The following is a 19,115-nucleotide window of genomic DNA, read 5'->3' as shown; positions in this document are numbered from 1 at the left end:
GGTATTATAACGGGGCAAAATTAGTCAATTAGTTTAATTCCTTCAGCAAAATATTCAGCATGTTCAATGCCGCTATCGCCGTTCTTTCTATATTTTGCTGCCGCTTATTTCCAAATGAAAATTTCTTTGTGACCGTTTTTGCATTATTTGCCACGCCTATCCACACCGTTCCGACTGGCTTTTCAGGGGTTCCCCCGTCAGGGCCGGCAATACCGGTAACGGCAACTGCATAATCTGATTTAAAATTCAGCAACGCCCCTTCCACCATCTCTTTAACCGTTTCTTCGCTCACCGCGCCATGTTGCCATAATGTTTCGTTTTTTACGCCCAGTACGCTCTCTTTCAATTCATAAGAATAAGAAACGGCACCGCCAAAAAATACTTTCGACGACCCGGCATGCTGTGTTATCAGGTGCGAGATATACCCGCCTGTGCAGCTTTCCGCCGCTGATAGTGTCAGTTCGCGCTCGGCCATAAAATCTAAAATGGCTTTTTCGAGCGGTATATCTCCCTGCGCTACTACCGCTTTTCCAACACGCTCGGTTATCCTTGCCGCAAAACCCTTAACTTTTTCGTTCAGGAAGGCTTCATTATCACCGTAGGCACTTAAACGCAAACGTACTTGCCCGAGTTTGGGCAAATAAGCTAATTTTATGTACGGCGGCAATGAATCTTCAATATCCTTTATCTTTTCGGCCAAATAGGATTCCCCTTCGCCGGCCGTTAATATGGTATGATGAACGATATGCGGCAGTTTTAGCGTAGCCTTAAGTTTAGGTAATACTGAATCCTCCATCATATACATCATCTCGTGCGGCACGCCAGGCATCGACATATAAATGGTATCATCATAATTGAACCACATACCCGGTGCAGTGCCGTTGCGGTTTAAAATAACTTCACAGTTTTCGGGCACCATAGCCTGCTGACGGTTCACTTCGAGCAGTTCAGTAAAAGTACCGCGCAACCGCCTGAATATAGCCTCAACATTGGCCAGTGCCTGCTTATTCTCTACCATCCCCACACCAAAATATTCAGCTAAGGTTTTTTTTGTAATATCGTCCTTTGTCGGGCCGAGGCCCCGGTTATCAGTATAACATTGGCACGCTCATGCGCTTCTTTTAAAGCCGCCAGGATGTGATACTTATCATCGGATACCGAAGATATTTGCTTTACCCTGATGCCTATTGCATTAAGTTGTTGCGCTATCCATGCCGAATTGGTGTCCACAATCTGGCCGATCAGTATCTCGTCGCCTATGGTTATTATTTCCGCCTGCATTTATTGGTATGGATTGTAATATTGATTGCTGGTATAATCACTTCGTTTCGTTAGTTTCAGATCCTGTAATATAGGTGCTTTTACCCTTAAAGTAACATTGTAGGACTTGTAATAACCGAATGGAAGCCATTGAAACGACAGGTCCCAGCAATGAAGATTGCGGTAAATACCAAATGAAGTTGCACTGCTCAACTGGCCTTTTCGCAGGTCGTAGTTGGTTGTATACTGCACTTTCCAGTTTTTAGTCACGCTTACGTCGCCACTTAACATGATGGTATTCGATACATAAGTATTGGTATAGTTATTACTGTAACTGAACGAGTAGTTGATAGAAGCATTCCATGGGACATTAAAGTCGACATAAGCGCTTGGGTCGCTGTTAAGCAATGCCAGCTTCGCCGCCTGGTCGGGGTTTGCGGTCTGCAAAGTTGATCCTGGTGCCGCCGGTTGCACATTTGGGTGAAACAACGCCGGGTTAAGTGAGGCGCTCGCCGATAAGCTGGCTTGTACCAACGTTGGAAATTTTCCGTTTTGCCAGGTGAATTTATTGATAGGGATCCTGTACTTATATATTTGTCCGTTTGAAATGGAGTCTCTGACTAAAGTTGTATAAGGATTGAATGTCCCGCTGAAATTGATATTCAACTTGTCCTTAAACAGCGAGGTATGGCCGGAAAATGAGATTGGCGAAAGGTTCAGCGAGTCTGCCGCGAAGTTGTAAGACGTTGATACGGTAAAGCCCTCCAATATTTTTATTTTTTTAGCCGTGGTTGATGTATCCGTGCTTTTCGGGCGTACTTTGGCTTCGATACTATTGTTCAGACTGAAAGTCAGCGCAGCCGATTTCCCGGCAGAAGGGCTTCCATATACTGAGTTCTGAAAAATAGAATAACGTTGCGAACTTGACTGGTAAGGTACGGTAGCGTCGCTTACAGCCGTTTGATAATAACCGTAGCGGGGGTCGCCAAAATCGGGATGAAAGCTCACGCCGATGGATGGGGTGGCTACATACCTTATGGCCTGTAAGCTGCCTTTTTTGAATGTCATGGTGCCATATATCTTTGTCGACATATTGGCGCCGATATTATATTCGCCTGCCCTTTTAAATCCGCCTATTGTATCAAATACTAATGAGTCTCTGCCGGGCACACTGCCCCTGGCATATCTTTCGTTAATATGCTGGAAATACCAGCGTTCGGTATAGTTAACGCTTGTACTGAACTGGAAATATTTTAAGATGGTTTGGTTGAAGCCGATCGGTATCTGGTGTTCGAAACCGTTTTGCAACCTTTTAGTCAACGTTGTGCTTTTAAACAATTCAGCCTCAGGTACATTATTTACCTTATTTGTTCCCTGGAGGCTATACCCGACGGTTATCTTTTGATACCATTTTTGTTCTCCTACTCTTTCCTTTGAATCAAACGGGCTAATGGTCGACATGTTGAAGTTAAACGTCGGCAGTTCCAGCGTAACTGTCTTGCGGGTTAGGTCCTGGCTGTGCGATAAGTTCACCGTTAAGTTAAAAGGTGTCCCGGCCCATACCCTGCCATATGAGATGCTCGAACGTAAGGTGTTTTGGGTTAGAGTATTCAGATTGTAACCTTCGGTGGCCGGGTTATGCTGAAAAAAACCTGCCGTACCCGCATTAACCGACGCGCTAAACGTTACACCCGGATGCGCGTTCGGGTTTTGGCTATGCGACCAGTCGATGTGGAAGTCCTTGTTGGAAGGATCGCCCGGTAAACCATAATTGGTCGAACTGTAGCTCAAAGTCACGGTACCGCTATATTTATATCGGTTATAATAGCGCGATGAGGTGCTGATGGCATAAGAGCCTTTAGAGTAAAATGTACCTGTCGTGGTGAGGTCGAGGTAATCATTCAGGGCTATATAATAACCAAAGTTGCGCAGGTAAAACCCCAGTTTCTGGTCTTCGCCGAATGTTGGAATGATAATACCTGATGCCCGTGTGTTCGGCTTGGGGAAAAAACCAAATGGTATGGCAAGTGGCAGCGGCACACCTTCCACCTCCAAAAATGCGGGGCCTGATATGATCTGGTTTTTTTCACCGATTCCCCTGGTGATCACAATGCCAAAGTGAGTATCCGGGTACGGCAGATCACAGGTACTGAATATCACGTGATCGTAAGCAGCATCCTCACCCCCTAATTTCCGTATCTGGCCGCCGGAGATATAGTTCCCGTCCTGGTCTGAAGCCGCATTAAATAGTTTACCCTTCTTTGTTTCATAGTTAAAACGCAATGAATCGGTTATAACCGGTTTATCCTTGCCCTGTTTAAATATCGGCCGCCCTATATACCGGTGTGTAAAGGGATCTATCAGGCCACTGGCGTAAATGATCTTGTTCTTCTCGTCAACCCGTATATAGTCGGCATCCATCTCAAAATCTTCGTAGGTAACCCTTGCTTTGCCATACAGGTATAATATCTGGTGTACATCGTCATACTTGGTCGAGTCCTCTGCGTGCGCGGTAACCATTGATTTCAGTCCATTTTTATTCTTCGTGGTGTCATTATTTGCCTGTAAAGCATTATTTTCCGAAGTTTTTAAGGCAGATTTCCTACCTTTAAGCAACTTCTTGTCTTTTATGGTGTCCAGTTTAATAATGGTATCAATAGCAGGCTTGTGGCCGTAAACGCTGCGGGTGGTAGCAGATGCTGTAACGTTGGCCATTAAGATGAATACAGGCAGAAAAAACAGGCTAACGAATTTCAAAATCGATTATGAATAGTATTTTTGCGGGTATTGTTAACAGCGCTCAAAAATAATGAAACCATCAGATTATTCGTTACAATAGTGATTAATATAATCTGTTGACCCGTTCACCATTATTAAAACAAAACGTATAGATGAAAAATAAGGCATTGAAAAGATTGATTTATAGTTTACTAACATTTGTTGTCTCCTTTACTTTGCTTTCATTTAAACATCCGTCACCTATAATAAAAGACCCTCCGCTTACCGACAGCAGCTTCAGGATCAGAACTATCATCGTCGACGCAGGCCACGGCGAAAGGCCACCGGAAGGCGGACGGTATTCGCCTGGCGCGCAAGGTTCGTATTCATTTGAGAGAAACATAACGTTGTCTATCGCCAAGAAATTGCAGGCCGAATTTGAAAAAGACATGCCCGATGTTAAAATAGTAATGACACGTACCAATAACTACGATGTGCTATGGGGCAAACGGGCAGAAATTGCCAATTCGAATCGGGGCGATCTTTTTATCTCGATCCACTGCAATTCATTACCCAACAGGACGATACGCGAAGTGGTTGGCCATAAACATCATAAACCTATTTACAGGTCGGTAAGCGTGCCCGATCGTTCGGGTAAGGGTGTATTATTGCTGGTTTACAGCACTAACAGGATTGGTCCGCAAAACGAAGCGTTGCGCGAAAACGAAATAATCGGAGACGATAATAAGGTGGAAACTTCGGTAGAAGAAAAAGCTGATGACCCGATGGCGGTTATCATGCTTAACCGCATGAAGAATAAATTCCGCAAGCAAAGTATACGCCTTGCCGACCTGATAAATGATGAATTTACACAAACTGATGGCCGCCCAAGCGACGGGGTAAGGGAACAGGTTGTGTTCGTGCTCGACCACACAGCGATGCCATCTGTGCTGGTTGAAACAGGGTATATTAACAATCACGAAGAAGAAGACTACCTGAATTCTGAAAAAGGTCAAAACGAAATCGTAGCTTCGATAGTCAGAGCTGTAGAAAAGTACAGGGATGAAGCAGAAGCGGTGTCTAAAAACTAAATCAGGCGCGGGATGTTAGATTGGAGATATGGGGCCATACAAAAAGAAAATGATCATCTTTAACCGGTCTCAATTATCCCTCTCAAATTTCAAATCTCATATCCATATATACGACGTATGAAAATCTCGAACGAAACCAAAATTGGCGTGCTTACAACCCTTGCTGTGGCAATATTGATATTATGCTACAGTTATCTGAAAGGCGACGACGTTTTTACTTCGTCGGATAGATTTTACGCCGTATATAATAGCGTTGAAGGACTTTCGGTTTCAAAACCCGTGTTGGTCAATGGCTTTCCTATCGGGCACGTATCAAAAATGAAACTCCGTCCCGACGGACGTACCATAGTCGAGTTCAAGATCGATCCGCAGTATAATGTGCCAGATAATACCCTTGCTAAATTGGTAAGTACGGACCTGCTGGGTTCAAAGGCGATCGTTTTCGAGATGGGTAACAGCAAAACCTTCGCTGCGGATAAGGATACACTTAAAGCGGATATTGAAGGCAGCCTGGCCGAGAGTCTTCAGCCTATCCAGAAGAAGGCTGAACAGTTGATATCGAAAATGGATTCGTCCTTATCCGCCATCAATAAGATCATGAATCCCGATTTTCAGAAAAATATCGACCGTAGTTTTCTCAGTATCGCCAACTCCCTGCAAACCTTAGAAGGAACGACCAAGAAGATAGACGCGCTGGTCGCTGCGCAAAGCGGACACATCAATGGCATCCTGGCTAATTCCGAGGCGGTTTCTGCTAACCTTAAAACAAGCACGTCGCATTTGGACAATATTGCTACCAATGCCGAAAAGTTTACCAGCGACCTTTCAAATTCCAACATCAAGCAAACGCTGGACAATGCAAACAAAGCCATTGCTGACCTCCAGGCGACGATCAGCAAGATCAGCGACAGCAAAGGCTCGCTCAGCATGCTTATCAACGATCAGCGGCTTTACGCCCATCTTGATAGCGCTTCAGCAAATTTGAATAAACTGTTTATTGACTTGAAGGCCCATCCGAAACGCTATGTACATTTCTCGGTCTTTGGCGGGAAGAAAGATTGATTCTTTTTAGTTTACGGTTGCCTGTTTACAATTCGCATCAAAAGTTGCTGTCAACTATTCTATAGCAAAGGTTTTACCTTCAAGTGCCAGTTCTGTTTCAGGGAACACGCTCCGTGCTTCATCAAGCAGTTCGTTCAGTGTTTTGTACCGGGCCGAAAAATGGCCTATCAGCAGCTTTTTTGCATTGGTTATTAGCGCTATCTCGCCGGCCTGTAAAGCCGTGGTATGAAATGTAGATTGCGCCCTTGTTATCATGATATGCATAAAGGTAGATTCATGATAAAGCAGGTCAACATTGCTGATTTGTTTAAAATATCGTTCGTTATAAATCGTGTCCGAACAGTAAGCATAAGTTTTCGGTGCTTCCGGTTCAATAGTAATGTCATCATTTTTATAGACGGTGCCATCGGCAGCGGTATAGTCGGCCCCTTTCTTTATGGCTGAATAGTATTCAATGGGGATACCTATTTTTTCGATTTTTTCCTTGATGAGCTTTTTTAACCTCTTTTTCTGCCTGAACAGGAATCCGGTGCAGGGTATACGGTGATCCAGCGGTATGGTCTCTACAATAATATCCTGGTTCTCCAATATTGTCTCTACAATACCGGCGGTCGTAAAAACGTAGTCGATCGCGAACTGGAGCGTGGTTTCGGAATATTTAAGCTGCAGGTCTATTATTTCCTTCAATTCAGGCGGGCAATACAGGTTCAGCGCCTTGGTCCGCCCATTCAAATGCATGGACGATAACAAACCAACAAGGCCAAGATAATGGTCGCCGTGCAGGTGGCTGATGAAAATATGATCGATACGCCCGGGCTTGATATCAAAGCGCAGCATCTGCTGTTGCGTGCCTTCGCCGCAATCTACCAGGTAAAAATGCTCATTGATGTTTAGCGCCTGCGAGGATGGGTTCCTGTTAAAAATTGGCGTTGCCGAGCTGCTCCCCAATATTGTTACCTCAAACTTCATATCGGGTAAACAAGGTCAGGGCTACTTTGCCTCTTTTTTTAGCTGCTTTTCAACTTCCTCCATGAAGATAAGGTCAATGGCTTCGTCCGTTGTGGGAACAATGGCAAGTACGCTGTCTAGCTGTGAAATAGCTATCAGCCGCGATACGGCATCGTTCAAACCCACGAGGATAAATGTGCCCGATGAGTTTTTGCACAGGCGGTGCCCTACCAGCAAACTACTCAATCCTGATGAATCAGCAAATTTTATCTGCGAAAGGTCCATAATGATATTCCTCTGCCCCTCGGTATTCATCAATATCAGTTCAGACTTCAATTGCGGTGTAACTAATGAATTCAGCTTGGATTCATTTAGTTTCAATAAGACATACTTTTCGTGCTTATCAACAGTAAACTTCATTTTTTGATAATTATGCTACTAAGATATAATTTTTTTATCTACAATAAAAAATTACAAATTCCTTAATGCTGTGTTAATAGCTCTTTCAACCCGGTTCAGTACGCGGGCGTTGTCGCCTTTGATAAATTTTTCGCCTGTGATCTGTTCAAAAAGCTCGATATAACGGTCAGATATTGAGGCAACTATTTCCGGCGTCATTTGCGGAACAACCTGCCCCTCCTTGCCCTGGAAGCCATTTTCTATCAGCCATTTTCTCACAAACTCCTTAGATAACTGCTTTTGCGGCTCCCCATTTTTCTGGCGTTCCTCATAGCCGTCTTTGTAAAAATACCTTGATGAATCGGGGGTGTGTATTTCGTCAATTAAATATATTTTTCCGTCCGCTTTACCAAATTCATATTTGGTATCAACCAATATCAGGCCCCTTTTAGCTGCTATCTCTGTGCCGCGCTGGTATAAGGCTTTGGTATATTTTTCCAATTGCGCGTAATCTTCCGGCGATACAATATCCCTTGCTAATATCTGCTCCCTGGATATATCCTCGTCGTGCCCTACAGATGCTTTGGTTGTTGGTGTGATGATAGGCTCGGGTAGTTTATCATTTTCTTTCAACCCTTCCGGTAGTTTCTCGCCGCATACTTCACGCTTGCCTGCTGTATATTCGCGTGCAGCGTGCCCGGCAAGATAACCGCGTATCACCATTTCCACTTTAAACGGTTCGCATATCCTGCCGATGGTCACACTTGGGTCGGGCACGGTAACAACCCAGTTGGGTACGATGTCAGAAGTGTCCGTTAAAAATTTGGCGGCTATCTGGTTTAATACCTGTCCCTTGTATGGGATCGGCTCTGGCAACACCACGTCGAACGCAGATATGCGGTCGGTAACTACCATAGCCAGATACCTATTATCTATCGTATATACATCCCGTACCTTGCCCTTATAAAAGTTGGTTTGATGCGGAAATTGAAAATGCGTTTCTTTTATTGCGTCCATTGTTGGTTAGATTTGAGATGTGAGATTTGAGATGTGAGACTAAAAAAATCTCTTACTCATATCTCACATCTAATATCTCATATCTATTGGATATCCCCGTATGCCTCCAGTATCCGTTTCACCAGTTTGTGGCGTACAACGTCCTCTCCGGTAAGGTAAATGATCTCAATACCCTTTATATCGGTTAATATTCTTAAAGCAGTATGCAGGCCCGATTGCTGCTTTTTAGGCAGATCTATCTGGGTAACGTCGCCTGTTACGATGAATTTAGCCGTCGGCCCCATGCGCGTCAGGAACATCTTCAGTTGCATATCGGTAGCGTTTTGCGCCTCGTCGAGTATAACAAAACAGTTATCCAGCGTACGGCCGCGCATAAATGCCAGTGGTGCTATTTCGATGGTGCGGTTTTCCAGGTATACTTTCAGCTTTTCAGCCGGAATCATATCGTCCAGCGCGTCGTATAAAGGGCGCAGGTACGGGTCTATCTTTTCCTTCAAATCGCCGGGCAAAAAGCCAAGGTTCTCCCCTGCCTCTACCGCCGGGCGGGTAAGGATAATGCGTTTTATTTCTTTATTCTTTAACGCCCGTACGGCCAGTGCAACGGCAGTATAGGTTTTCCCGGTACCGGCCGGACCTATAGCAAACACGATGTCATTTTTGTCGATGGCCGAAACCATGCGCTTCTGGTTAGCTGTGCGCGCCTTTACCAATATACCGTTGGGGCCGAACACCAAAACCTCGCCGGTGGTCGATTTATCGCCTGCCGCCGGTTCGGCTGCCGCTTTAGGAGTTGTATTTGATCCCAGTATCCTCTCCAGGTCGGTGATGTTCAGGTTCTCAAACTTTTCGACATGGTTTAGCAGGTGGTTGAATTTTTCGTCGAACACAGATAACTCATGATCATCGCCCAAAACCTTCAGTTCGCTGCCACGGGCAACCAGCTTAAGCTTTGGATATTGTTTCTTGATGATCTCGAAGTGGTCATTATTCGGTCCCCACAATACAGCCGGGTTCACATTTTCGATGGATATTTTTAGTTCGGTCAACAGTAAGAGTTTTTTTAGTTCAGGGATTTTTATGAATTAAAAATTGAATATTTGTAGCTTCTAAAGCTTGCACAAGATTAGCAATAAATATTTGAAAAATTAATGGCAATAATAACTTTAACTACTGATTTGGGCGACAAAGATATTTACCAGGCCGCCCTTAAAGGAAGTATCTTAAAATTATTGCCTGCTGCCAGTATCGTCGACATTACACACAATGTTTCCGCCTTTAATGTGCAGCAGGCGGCCTTTATACTAAAAAACAGCTTTCATTATTTTCCTGATGGTACCGTTCACCTCATCGGCATCGATACCGTTTTTACCAAGGACACCAAATACCTGGCGGTTCATTATAAAAATCATTTTTTTGTAGGCGCGGATAACGGTATTTTTTCGCTGATGTTCGATTCGGATCCTGATGAAATTGTGGAGATCAATATTATGCAGGATCTTAAATTTCTTCATTTTCCGCTGGCAGATATTTTCGTGAAAGCGGCCTGCCACCTGGCCGGTAACGGTAAGCTGAAGGACATCGGCCTGCCCATAGATAATATCGAAAGGAAAATGAACTTGCAGCCGGTTATAGAAAAGAATTTGATCCGGGGTGCGGTTATCTATATCGATTCTTTTCAGAACGTGATCACCAATATCACAAAGGAATTTTTCAACCAGGTACAGCAGGGGCGCAATTTTACCCTGTCTTTCAAACGCAATGAAACAATAACTCACCTTAGCTGGTATTATAACGAAGTGCCTGAAGGCGAAAAACTATGCCTGTTTGGCATAAGCGATCATTTGGAGATTGCCATTAATAAAGGCAATGCCAGTGGGTTGCTGGGTTTGGGCCTTGGTGATACGGTTATACTTGATTTTGAATAATTCTGCCTTACCTGCTATGAAAAGACTTACCCTGGTTTGTTTAATATGCCTTTGGCATGCCTCTTTGTTTGCCCAATCTAAAACTAATCCCGATTCGCTTGCCTACCAGTTACAGCGCAATAAAATAAATGCCATGCTGGACCAGCGCCACCAGAAATTCGGTCAATACAGCGAAAGCCTTAAAAAGCATACCGGTATATTTGGCCTGCAAACCAAAAAGGACATCAGGCGGTCGAACGACATCCTGATGGATATTACCAAAACGGACGAAGCCATATTTGAACAGATAAAAATATTGCTCAACTACCGTACCTACCAGCAACAACAGGCACAGGTGCAAACATCCCGCGTACAGGACAACAGCCTGGGTTATATGAATACCATCAACCGCCTGCGCGACCAGGTTGATAAGCTAAAACAGGACGAGCAGGCTGCCAAAAAGGAGCAGGAAAGCACCACCAGGCTGCATTTTATCGTGTTTGTTCTCATGCTTGGGTCAATTTTATTTTTATTATTTCGAAAGCGCCGCGTTACCGCGTAATTTAGCCGGGTTTTATATTCGGATAAATGGCAAGAGGACGAGGAAGTTTAAATAGTGGTGGAAAGCAGGGAGAAGAACTGCCTAAGGCAAAGATAACTAGTCAGAGTTTAAAAAATTCCAGCAAACTTCTTAAGTATATAAAACCATATCGCCTAAAATTTTTCGCTGGTTTATTTTTTCTATTTATATCAAGTTTGGTAGGCCTATCTTTTCCGGCGATATTAGGATCGTTAATTGACGTTGCCCAGGGAACTCATAAATATAAATTTCTCCCGGATAGTCTTACAGCCATAGGTATTGGTGGGTTTATACTTTTATTTTGCCAGGCATTTGTCTCATTTTTCAGAGTGGTTTGGTTTGTTCAGGTTGCTGAACGTTCACTTGCAGACATTAGGCGAGAGACTTATTTTAAGTTAATAACGCTGCCTATGAATTTCTTCGCAAATCGGCGTGTTGGAGAATTAAATAGCCGCATTTCTGCCGACTTATCACAAATACAAGATACGCTTACTACAACATTGGCCGAAATGTTGAGGCAATTGATCATCATGATTGGCAGTATAATATTGCTGGCCATTGTTTCTATAAAACTGACTTTGGCTGTGTTAGCTATTTTGCCTTTCATCGTTGGTTTTGCCGTAATATTTGGTCGCTTCATTCGAAAGCTATCACGACAAGCCCAGGATAAATTAGCTGAGTCAAATACTATCGTTGAAGAAACTTTGCAGGGCATAGCCAATGTGAAGGCATTTGTTAACGAAGCATTTGAGGCGGGAAGATATAACAGCAATTTGCAAGAGGTTATTAAAATCGCCGTCAAAGGTGCAAAATTTAGGGGCGTATTCGCTTCTTTTATTGTTTTCTGTTTATTTGGAGCATTCGTAGGTGTTATTTGGTATGGCTCGGTGCTTGTGAGCCATAAAGAAATGCTCGTTGGCGATTTGACTAGCTTTATCATGTATACTATTTTTGTCGGCGCTGCGATGGGCAGTTTTCCTGACCTGTATTCGAACGTTCAAAAAGCGATTGGAGCCACAGAAAGGGTTCTGGAAATTTTAGAGGAAAAAGGTGAAGATGTTTCGATCCATGAAAGCGACAATGAGATCAAACAGCGCGTTGATGGCAATCTTATCTTTGATAACGTCAACTTCCACTATCCGTCGCGTCCTGAGATCGAAGTATTAAAAGATGTTTCTTTTGAAGCTAAAGCAGGCCAAAGGGTTGCTATTGTTGGGCCAAGCGGTTCAGGCAAGTCAACTACCGCTGCTTTGATACTGCAATTTTATCATCCGCAAAGCGGAACGATATTGTTTGACGGCAAACCGGCTGATAGTTATTCCCTGACCGATATACGAAACCAGGTGGCTATTGTACCGCAGGATGTTTTGCTATTTGGCGGAACTATTCGCGAGAATATCGCCTACGGCAAATTAAAAGCGACGGAAGAAGAGATCGTTGCGGCGGCAAAACGCGCCAATGCGCACCAATTTGTGACATCTTTTCCCGAAGGATACGATACTGTTGTAGGCGAACGCGGGGTTAAACTATCAGGTGGCCAGCGGCAGCGGATAGCTATTGCCCGGGCCTTGCTAAAGAACCCGTCTATATTAATTTTGGATGAAGCAACATCGTCCCTCGATTCCGAATCAGAGCGTTTGGTACAGGAAGCGTTGGAGGAGTTGATGAAGAACAGAACTTCTGTTATAATTGCACATCGTTTGTCCACCATCCGCGAAGCCGATAAGATCATCGTTCTGGAAAAGGGCATAGTGATAGAAAGCGGAAATCACGAGGAACTGCTGGGTAACGAAAAAGGCCTTTACCGCTATTTGAGCCAGCTACAGTTTGAGGTTTAGCTGGCAGTTCATAGTTGATGGTTCATAGTTCATAGCCACTTGGTTTTGATTTGAAGATATTAGCTTTGGATATTAATTTAATAAAAGGGTTCGTTCAGTAAGTGGTCTGTAGTAAATCGTGATTTGCTATGATCCATGAACTATGAACTATGAACCATGAACTAACAAACAATGAAATTAACCATCCACGGCGCGGCGCGCCAGGTTACCGGCAGCATGCATTTGCTCGAGATTGACCAATATAAAATATTAATTGACTGCGGACTGGACTACGAAAAGGATCGCAGCATACAATCCAATGAGAATTTTCCGTTCGATCCGGCTGAGATCGATGTGGTGATATTGACTCACGCCCATATCGATCATTCGGGGAACCTGCCTACTTTGATCCGTATGGGCTTTGAGGGCCAGATATTGTGTACCCCCGCTACTGCTGACCTGACTGAGTTGTTACTGCTCGATTCGGTCAGTATTTTTATGAATAAGGCCAATAAAAGCCAAAAGCATAACCGAAAACGAAGAGGCTATAATCAAAGCCAGCAGCAGCCGCTTTACCTCCAAAAGCACGTAATGGATACGGTCGAGCGTTTTGTTACTATTGGGTTCGATAGGCCCTTTCGCATTAATGGTAATATCGAAATGACTTTTATTCCTATCGGCCACTTACTGGGTGCAGCAGCGGCGGTGTTTAAGATAAATGATCATGGCGAAGAAAAAACTATTGCCTTCACGGGTGATGTGGGCAGGAAAGGTTACCCGGTATTGAATGACCCGGCGGAATTGCCCCATGTAGATTACCTGGTCTGCGAATCGACCTATGGTGGCCGATATCACACCAAAGGAAAAACTGTTGAAGAAGCACTGATAGAAACCATTGAGCAAGCCTGCATCAAAGAATCGGGCAGGCTGATCATACCGGCCTTCAGTATCGGTCGTACGCAATCCCTGGTTTATTCGCTCAATAAGATTTTCAGCCAGGGTTTGCTCCCGCCAGTCAAGGTTTTTGTAGACAGCCCCATGGCGGTTGCTGCCACTGAACTCTTCCGTAAGCATCACAGCCTGGTGAACGATGAAGCACGCGAATTTTACCAAAGCCAGGGCGACGAGTTTGAATTTGACAACCTGGTCTATACCCAAAACATGAAGGACAGCCGGCAGGTATCTAATTACTTCGAGCCCTGCATTATTATCTCATCGGCGGGTATGCTGGAGGGAGGCCGCATACAGGATCATTTGTACAACAATATCCAAAATTATTATTGCACCATCCTTTTCATCGGTTACTGTGCCAAGGGAACGTTAGGGCACCGATTGCTTAGGGGCGATCCTATTGTTCGTATCAAGGACAGGGAATTATCGGTGTACGCCACCATCAAACAAACCGATGTATTAAGCGCACATGGCGATCACGATGACCTGATGAATATTGCCCGTCAGCAGGATAAAAACAAACTCAAAAATATTTTCCTGGTACACGGGGAAAATGCCAGTATGCAGGCTTTTGCCGAAGGGCTGGAAGAAGAAGGTTATGTAGTAACTATCCCGGAGAAGGAAGTAAGCTATATATTATAAAGGCCAAAAAAGTTGTCATGCCGAATCTGGCAGCAGGTTCGGCATGACAACTTTTGACTTGGGTTGTTTTTACGGATTATGCCTGAAATGCTCGATGATCAGTCCCGCCAGTTCAACACCTATTCTTTCCTGCGCCTCGTTAGTTGCAGCGCCAATATGCGGTGTTAAGGATACCTTCGGGTGTTTCAGTATTTCTTCACGCGGCGTTGGTTCGTTGTCGAATACATCCAATGCAGCAAAAGAAACCTGGCCGCTGTTTAAAGCATCTATCAAAGCCAGTTCGTCGATCAAACCTCCGCGGGAAATATTTACCAGCCCAACCCCTTTTTTGGTGTGTGCCAGTTCCGTAGCGCCGAAAAGGGCCTTATCAATAAATGGGGTGTGCAGGGTAATAAAATCCGATTGTTTGATTACGTCGTCAAGCGTAGCGACCTTTACTTTGGCATGTACAACAATGCCGCCGCCCAGGATAACTTCTACATTGGGGATAAATTCATACAGATCATAAGCGATGACATCCATGCCTACCCCCAACGCTATTTTAGCCACTTCGCGACCGATACGGCCAAAACCCACTATACCCAAAGTTTTGCCGCGCAATTCAACGCCTTTGGCATAAGCCTTTTTCAGGTCGTTAAATTTGGTTGCGCCGTCAACAGGCATTTTACGGTTGCTGTCGGGCAGAAAACGAACGCAGCCCCACAAACTCGCGAATACCAGTTCGGCAACCGATAAAGACGAAGATGCGGGGGTGTTATAAACACTAATGCCTTTTAACTTGGCATAGTCAACATCGATGTTGTCCACCCCTACGCCACCACGGCCTATCAGTTTCAGGTTAGGGCAAGCGTCTATAAGCGCTGCGCGCACTTTGGTGGCGCTGCGCACGGTAATGGCATCATATTCCTGTAATTTCACAGGCAACTCGTCCTGTGGTATGTTCCTGGTTTCAACAAAAAAACCGGCATCTTCCAGCATTTGCTTGCCTATCGGGTCTATTCCGTCGTTAGCTAATATTTTGATCATCTTTTTAGTGAATTGTGAATAGTCAATGGTGAATAATAACAGGTGATGGGGTATTCACCATTGACTATTCACCATTCACTAAATTATTTATTATTTTCTTGGAATTCCTGCATTGCGTCAATCAGCACATGCACACTGGTTATAGGCAATGCGTTATAAATCGACGCCCTGAAACCACCCACGCTCCTGTGGCCTTTGATGCCCACAATACCCTTTTCATCACAATATTTCAGGAACGGCTTTTCGTGCTCGGGGTTTTCCACTACAAAGCAAACATTCATGTGCGAGCGATCCTCAACGGCGCAAACACCCTTAAATAATGGGTTGCGATCAATTTCCGTGTACAAGGCTTTTGCTTTTGCATCATTTTCCTGTTCAATACCTGCAACACCTCCTTTTGCTTTCAGCCAGCGCAGGGTAAGCATCGATACATAAATGGCAAAACATGGCGGCGTGTTGTACATCGACCCGCCTTCAATTTGCACCTGGTAATTGAACATGGAAGGAATTTTGCGATCCACTTTTCCCAGGATATCATTTTTTATAATAACAAGGGTAACGCCTGCGGGCCCCATGTTCTTTTGGGCACCGGCATAGATGAGACCGAAATCGGACACATCGACTTTCCGGCTAAAAATATCGGATGACATATCGCAAACCACCGGTATAGGCGATTTGAAAAACTCCTTCATCTGCGTACCATAAATGGTATTGTTTGAAGTGATGTGAATATAAGCGGCATCCTTTGGAATGGTAAAATCCTTTGGTATATAAGTATAGTTGCTTTCTTTGGCGGTGGCAACAATTTCAACCTGACCAAAAAGTTTAGCTTCCTTTAGTGCTTTGTTGGCCCAAACACCTGTTTCAACATAGGCAGCTTTACCACCATCGGGCAACAGGTTATAAGGGGCCAAGGCGAACTGCGAACTGGCGCCACCCTGCATAAACAGAACCGAATAACCTTCGGGAACATTAAAAAGCTCTTTTACCAGCGAAACTGCTTCGTTAAGTACGGACTCGAATTCAGCCGAACGGTGCGATATTTCCAATATGGATAATCCTGTTCCGTTGAAATTCAAGACGCCTTCAGCAGCTTGCTTTAATACTTCGTGCGGTAAAATGCCGGGACCGGCACCGAAATTGTGTTTCATAACTTTTTGTTTGATGATTTATTGGTTCATTGACAACTTTATCAGTTAGCCGGGGCTAAGTTAGTCAAATTGTTAATGTTTGTGGGGATTATTTGCAATATTTTTATCACAATTTGCTATGTTATCAACAATAGTTTAGAAACTGCAGCGACCTTAGGGTAAAGCGGCAGCCGGGAGGGTTAATGCGGGTGTTTAAGTGTCCTTATTGCGGCAGCCGGATCTTTTGCAGAAAATACCGAATTGCCTGCTACCAATACATTGGCGCCGGCGTTTATCAGTTTAAGGGAATTGCTGTCGTCCACCCCGCCGTCTACTTCGATAAATAATTTGGCGTTGCGTCCCGAACTCATTTTTTTTAGCTCGCGTAGCTTTTTATAAGTGTTGCCTATAAATTTCTGACCCCCAAACCCTGGGTTGACCGACATAATAAGTACCAGGTCGAGATATTCGATAATATCCTCCAAAAATCCAACCGGGGTATGCGGGTTTAACGCCACTCCTGCTTTGCACCCCAGGTCTTTAATAGCGTTTACTGTCCGGTTCAAATGCGGGCAAGCCTCGAAGTGAACCGTGATGCCGCTTGCGCCGGCCTCCTTAAAGCGTTCGAGATACCGGTCAGGATCCTGTATCATCAGGTGCACATCCAGTGGCTTGGCAGCATGTTTTTTTGCAACCTCCACGATTGGGAACCCGAACGAAATATTTGGAACAAACATTCCGTCCATAATATCAACATGTATCCAGTCAGCCTCGCTGTGGTTAAGCATTTCAATATCACGCTGAAGGTTTCCGAAATCTGACGCTAAAATGGACGGAGAGATGAGGTGGTTCATGGGTCAAATATAAAAATTGTGTCTGTAAAAATTGCTTTGTTAAGAATTTCAACTAGTTATCAACGTTCCCGAATGTTTATACAGAATTTTCAGATATTTAGCCATCATGGTTGTTTCTGAAAATGTATTGAAGTGGGCGATGAGGTTCTACCCTCCCATGTTCTTTCAACGCATTTGGGTCATCGGGTTTGAAAAAGATTTCCGCGGGGTTAAAGTAAAAATTAACAAAAGCCTGATCAATAGCAATTATAATAACTCCATTTTTGGCGGTACAATTTTCGCGGCCGCCGATCCTTTTTACCCGCTCCTTTTTCACCAGGTACTTACGCATAAGGGCTATAAGGTTCGGGTATGGATGAAATCGGCCGAAATTCGGTACCTGAAGCCGGGACGGAAGGATCTGTTCTTTACCATCAGCATTGCGGAAACGGAAATTGAGGAAGTGGAACAGGTGCTGCACAGCGGGGAAAAGTATATTAAGGAACATCCGGTGACAATGTACGACCGGGACGGCGAACTATGTGTGGAGATGACCTGCGAAATATATATTCGAAACTTAAGTCATCCTGAAACCAAAGACAGCGTGTCTATATGATGAAAGTGATAATGAACGACAAATACTTTTTTGAAAAGGGCTATTCTATATCTACTGACAAGAGCCTTATTGATTTTGATGCGGTTTATAATTACCTTGAGAACGAATCTTATTGGGCAAAGGGCGTTACAGCTGAAAGGCTCAGAAAAGCGATTGATAATTCCATGTGCTTCGGTATTCATAAAGACGGTAAGCAGGCTGGTTTTGCCCGTGTGGTAACCGATAAAGCCACTTTTGCATATCTTTGTGATGTGTTTGTACTCGATGCTTACCGCGGCATCGGCCTGTCCAAATGGCTGATGCAAACTATCATGGAGCACCCTGAATTGAAAGGATTAAGAAGGTGGTCACTGGCCACATCGGACGCGCATGGATTATATCAGCAATTCGGTTTTGTCCCGCTAAGTAAACCCGACAATTGGATGGAGATTTATACGCCTTACACACAAACGCAGGGAGACGGAAAATGAATATAAAAAAAACAATATTTGAGGGTGAAGGTGTAACGCTTGATTTCAAAAAAACCATAACCAGTTGCGAGAAGATAGCACGTACCATGGTCTCATTCGCCAATAACAAAGGCGGCAGGCTGTTGATAGGCGTGGCGGATGATGGCAGCATAAAAGGTGTGAAGTCCGAAGACGAAGAACGCTATATGATAACCCGGGCAGCGCAAATGTTTTCAAAACCGGCCCTTGAGCCAAAGTTTGAAGAGATTTATGTGGATGATAAGCTGGTGCTGGTGGTCGAGATACCCGAAAGCGATACCAAGCCACACTACGCCCTTGCCGAAGACGGCAAATGGTGGGTTTATGTGCGCGTGAAAGACAAAAGCGTGCTTGCCAGCAAGATAGTGGTCGATGTATTGAGACACTCGGCCGATAACAAAGGCGTGCTGATAGAATATTCAACCAAAGAGAAGGCCCTGCTGCAATATCTTGACGAAAAGCGGCGCATCAACGTGCAGGAATATTGCAAACTGTTGAAGCTTAGCCGCCGCAGTGCCCAGCGGATTTTAGTGAATATGGTATTATCGGGCGTGCTGCGGATTCATACTACCGAAAAAGAAGAATATTATACCGCCGCCTGATATCCTGTCAAAGCCGAAATTATTACTTTTG

The 19,115-nt window shown here is 44.4% G+C and carries 17 protein-coding genes and 1 pseudogene; 9 read left to right on the top strand and 9 right to left on the bottom strand.

What is annotated here, in order from left to right; genetic code table 11:
• Positions 1 to 28 precede the first annotated feature (28 nt).
• Both FRZ54_RS17445 and FRZ54_RS17440 read right to left on the bottom strand, forming a co-directional pair.
• Positions 29 to 1,281, bottom strand: a pseudogene (locus FRZ54_RS17445) (competence/damage-inducible protein A).
• Positions 1,282 to 4,017 (bottom strand): putative LPS assembly protein LptD, encoded by a 2,736-nt coding sequence (locus tag FRZ54_RS17440; protein ID WP_147032948.1) that lies wholly within the window; start codon positions 4,015 to 4,017, stop codon positions 1,282 to 1,284. It lies immediately after the preceding pseudogene.
• Between the two features lie 134 nt (positions 4,018 to 4,151).
• Here FRZ54_RS17440 and FRZ54_RS17435 point away from each other — a divergent pair, with 134 nt between their 5' ends.
• On the top strand, positions 4,152 to 5,069 hold the full coding sequence (locus tag FRZ54_RS17435; RefSeq protein WP_147032946.1) for an N-acetylmuramoyl-L-alanine amidase family protein: 918 nt from the start codon (positions 4,152 to 4,154) through the stop codon (positions 5,067 to 5,069).
• Positions 5,070 to 5,186: 117 nt separating this feature from the next.
• Positions 5,187 to 6,131, top strand: a complete 945-nt coding sequence (locus tag FRZ54_RS17430; RefSeq protein ID WP_147032944.1) for an MlaD family protein — start codon at positions 5,187 to 5,189, stop codon at positions 6,129 to 6,131.
• A gap of 54 nt (positions 6,132 to 6,185) precedes the next feature.
• Here the strand turns inward: FRZ54_RS17430 and FRZ54_RS17425 are convergent, their stop codons facing one another.
• The 4 genes from FRZ54_RS17425 to FRZ54_RS17410 all read right to left on the bottom strand — a co-directional run bounded on the left by FRZ54_RS17425 (position 6,186) and on the right by FRZ54_RS17410 (position 9,541).
• Entirely contained in the window at positions 6,186 to 7,100 is a 915-nt protein-coding gene (locus FRZ54_RS17425) for a ribonuclease Z (RefSeq protein ID WP_147032943.1), read from the bottom strand.
• 21 nt (positions 7,101 to 7,121) lie between these two features.
• Positions 7,122 to 7,499, bottom strand: coding sequence for an STAS domain-containing protein (locus FRZ54_RS17420; protein ID WP_147032941.1), 378 nt, complete (start codon positions 7,497 to 7,499; stop codon positions 7,122 to 7,124).
• 51 nt (positions 7,500 to 7,550) lie between these two features.
• Positions 7,551 to 8,495, bottom strand: coding sequence for a phosphoribosylaminoimidazolesuccinocarboxamide synthase (locus FRZ54_RS17415; RefSeq protein WP_147032939.1), 945 nt, complete (start codon positions 8,493 to 8,495; stop codon positions 7,551 to 7,553).
• 83 nt (positions 8,496 to 8,578) lie between these two features.
• A complete protein-coding gene (locus tag FRZ54_RS17410) occupies positions 8,579 to 9,541 on the bottom strand; it encodes a PhoH family protein (protein ID WP_147032938.1) in 963 nt (320 codons plus the stop codon).
• A gap of 102 nt (positions 9,542 to 9,643) precedes the next feature.
• Here FRZ54_RS17410 and FRZ54_RS17405 point away from each other — a divergent pair, with 102 nt between their 5' ends.
• From FRZ54_RS17405 to FRZ54_RS17390, 4 genes are all read left to right on the top strand, one after another.
• On the top strand, positions 9,644 to 10,420 hold the full coding sequence (locus FRZ54_RS17405; RefSeq protein WP_147032936.1) for an SAM hydrolase/SAM-dependent halogenase family protein: 777 nt from the start codon (positions 9,644 to 9,646) through the stop codon (positions 10,418 to 10,420).
• 16 nt (positions 10,421 to 10,436) lie between these two features.
• Positions 10,437 to 10,961 (top strand): hypothetical protein, encoded by a 525-nt coding sequence (locus FRZ54_RS17400; protein ID WP_147032934.1) that lies wholly within the window; start codon positions 10,437 to 10,439, stop codon positions 10,959 to 10,961.
• 26 nt (positions 10,962 to 10,987) lie between these two features.
• Positions 10,988 to 12,817, top strand: a complete 1,830-nt coding sequence (locus FRZ54_RS17395; RefSeq protein ID WP_147032932.1) for an ABC transporter ATP-binding protein — start codon at positions 10,988 to 10,990, stop codon at positions 12,815 to 12,817.
• A gap of 171 nt (positions 12,818 to 12,988) precedes the next feature.
• A complete protein-coding gene (locus tag FRZ54_RS17390) occupies positions 12,989 to 14,389 on the top strand; it encodes an MBL fold metallo-hydrolase RNA specificity domain-containing protein (protein WP_147032930.1) in 1,401 nt (466 codons plus the stop codon).
• 69 nt (positions 14,390 to 14,458) lie between these two features.
• Here FRZ54_RS17390 and FRZ54_RS17385 read toward each other — a convergent pair whose 3' ends face one another.
• From FRZ54_RS17385 to rpe, 3 genes are all read right to left on the bottom strand, one after another.
• A complete protein-coding gene (locus tag FRZ54_RS17385; protein WP_187359654.1) occupies positions 14,459 to 15,415 on the bottom strand; it encodes a D-2-hydroxyacid dehydrogenase in 957 nt (318 codons plus the stop codon).
• Between the two features lie 83 nt (positions 15,416 to 15,498).
• Entirely contained in the window at positions 15,499 to 16,566 is a 1,068-nt protein-coding gene (serC, locus tag FRZ54_RS17380; RefSeq protein ID WP_147032928.1) for a 3-phosphoserine/phosphohydroxythreonine transaminase, read from the bottom strand.
• Positions 16,567 to 16,745: 179 nt separating this feature from the next.
• Positions 16,746 to 17,399: a ribulose-phosphate 3-epimerase gene (gene rpe / locus FRZ54_RS17375; RefSeq protein WP_147032926.1), complete on the bottom strand. Its 654-nt coding sequence runs from the start codon at positions 17,397 to 17,399 to the stop codon at positions 16,746 to 16,748.
• Positions 17,400 to 17,505: 106 nt separating this feature from the next.
• Between rpe and FRZ54_RS17370 the strand changes: the two genes are divergently transcribed.
• From FRZ54_RS17370 to FRZ54_RS17360, 3 genes are read left to right on the top strand one after another with little or no spacing between them, the layout of a single operon-like run.
• A complete protein-coding gene (locus FRZ54_RS17370) occupies positions 17,506 to 17,994 on the top strand; it encodes a DUF4442 domain-containing protein (protein WP_147032925.1) in 489 nt (162 codons plus the stop codon).
• Complete coding sequence (locus FRZ54_RS17365; protein WP_228462525.1) at positions 17,991 to 18,464, top strand: GNAT family N-acetyltransferase; 474 nt, start codon at positions 17,991 to 17,993, stop codon at positions 18,462 to 18,464. The genes FRZ54_RS17370 and FRZ54_RS17365 overlap by 4 nt, the downstream gene beginning before the upstream one ends.
• Positions 18,461 to 19,084, top strand: a complete 624-nt coding sequence (locus FRZ54_RS17360; protein ID WP_147032923.1) for an RNA-binding domain-containing protein — start codon at positions 18,461 to 18,463, stop codon at positions 19,082 to 19,084. The genes FRZ54_RS17365 and FRZ54_RS17360 overlap by 4 nt, the downstream gene beginning before the upstream one ends.
• Positions 19,085 to 19,115: the final 31 nt, after the last annotated feature.

It is taken from the genome of Mucilaginibacter ginsenosidivorans (assembly GCF_007971025.1).
GTDB lineage: Bacteria > Bacteroidota > Bacteroidia > Sphingobacteriales > Sphingobacteriaceae > Mucilaginibacter > Mucilaginibacter ginsenosidivorans.
The sequence above is the reverse complement of the archived record's forward strand: the minus strand, read 5'-3'. Positions and strand labels throughout refer to the sequence as shown.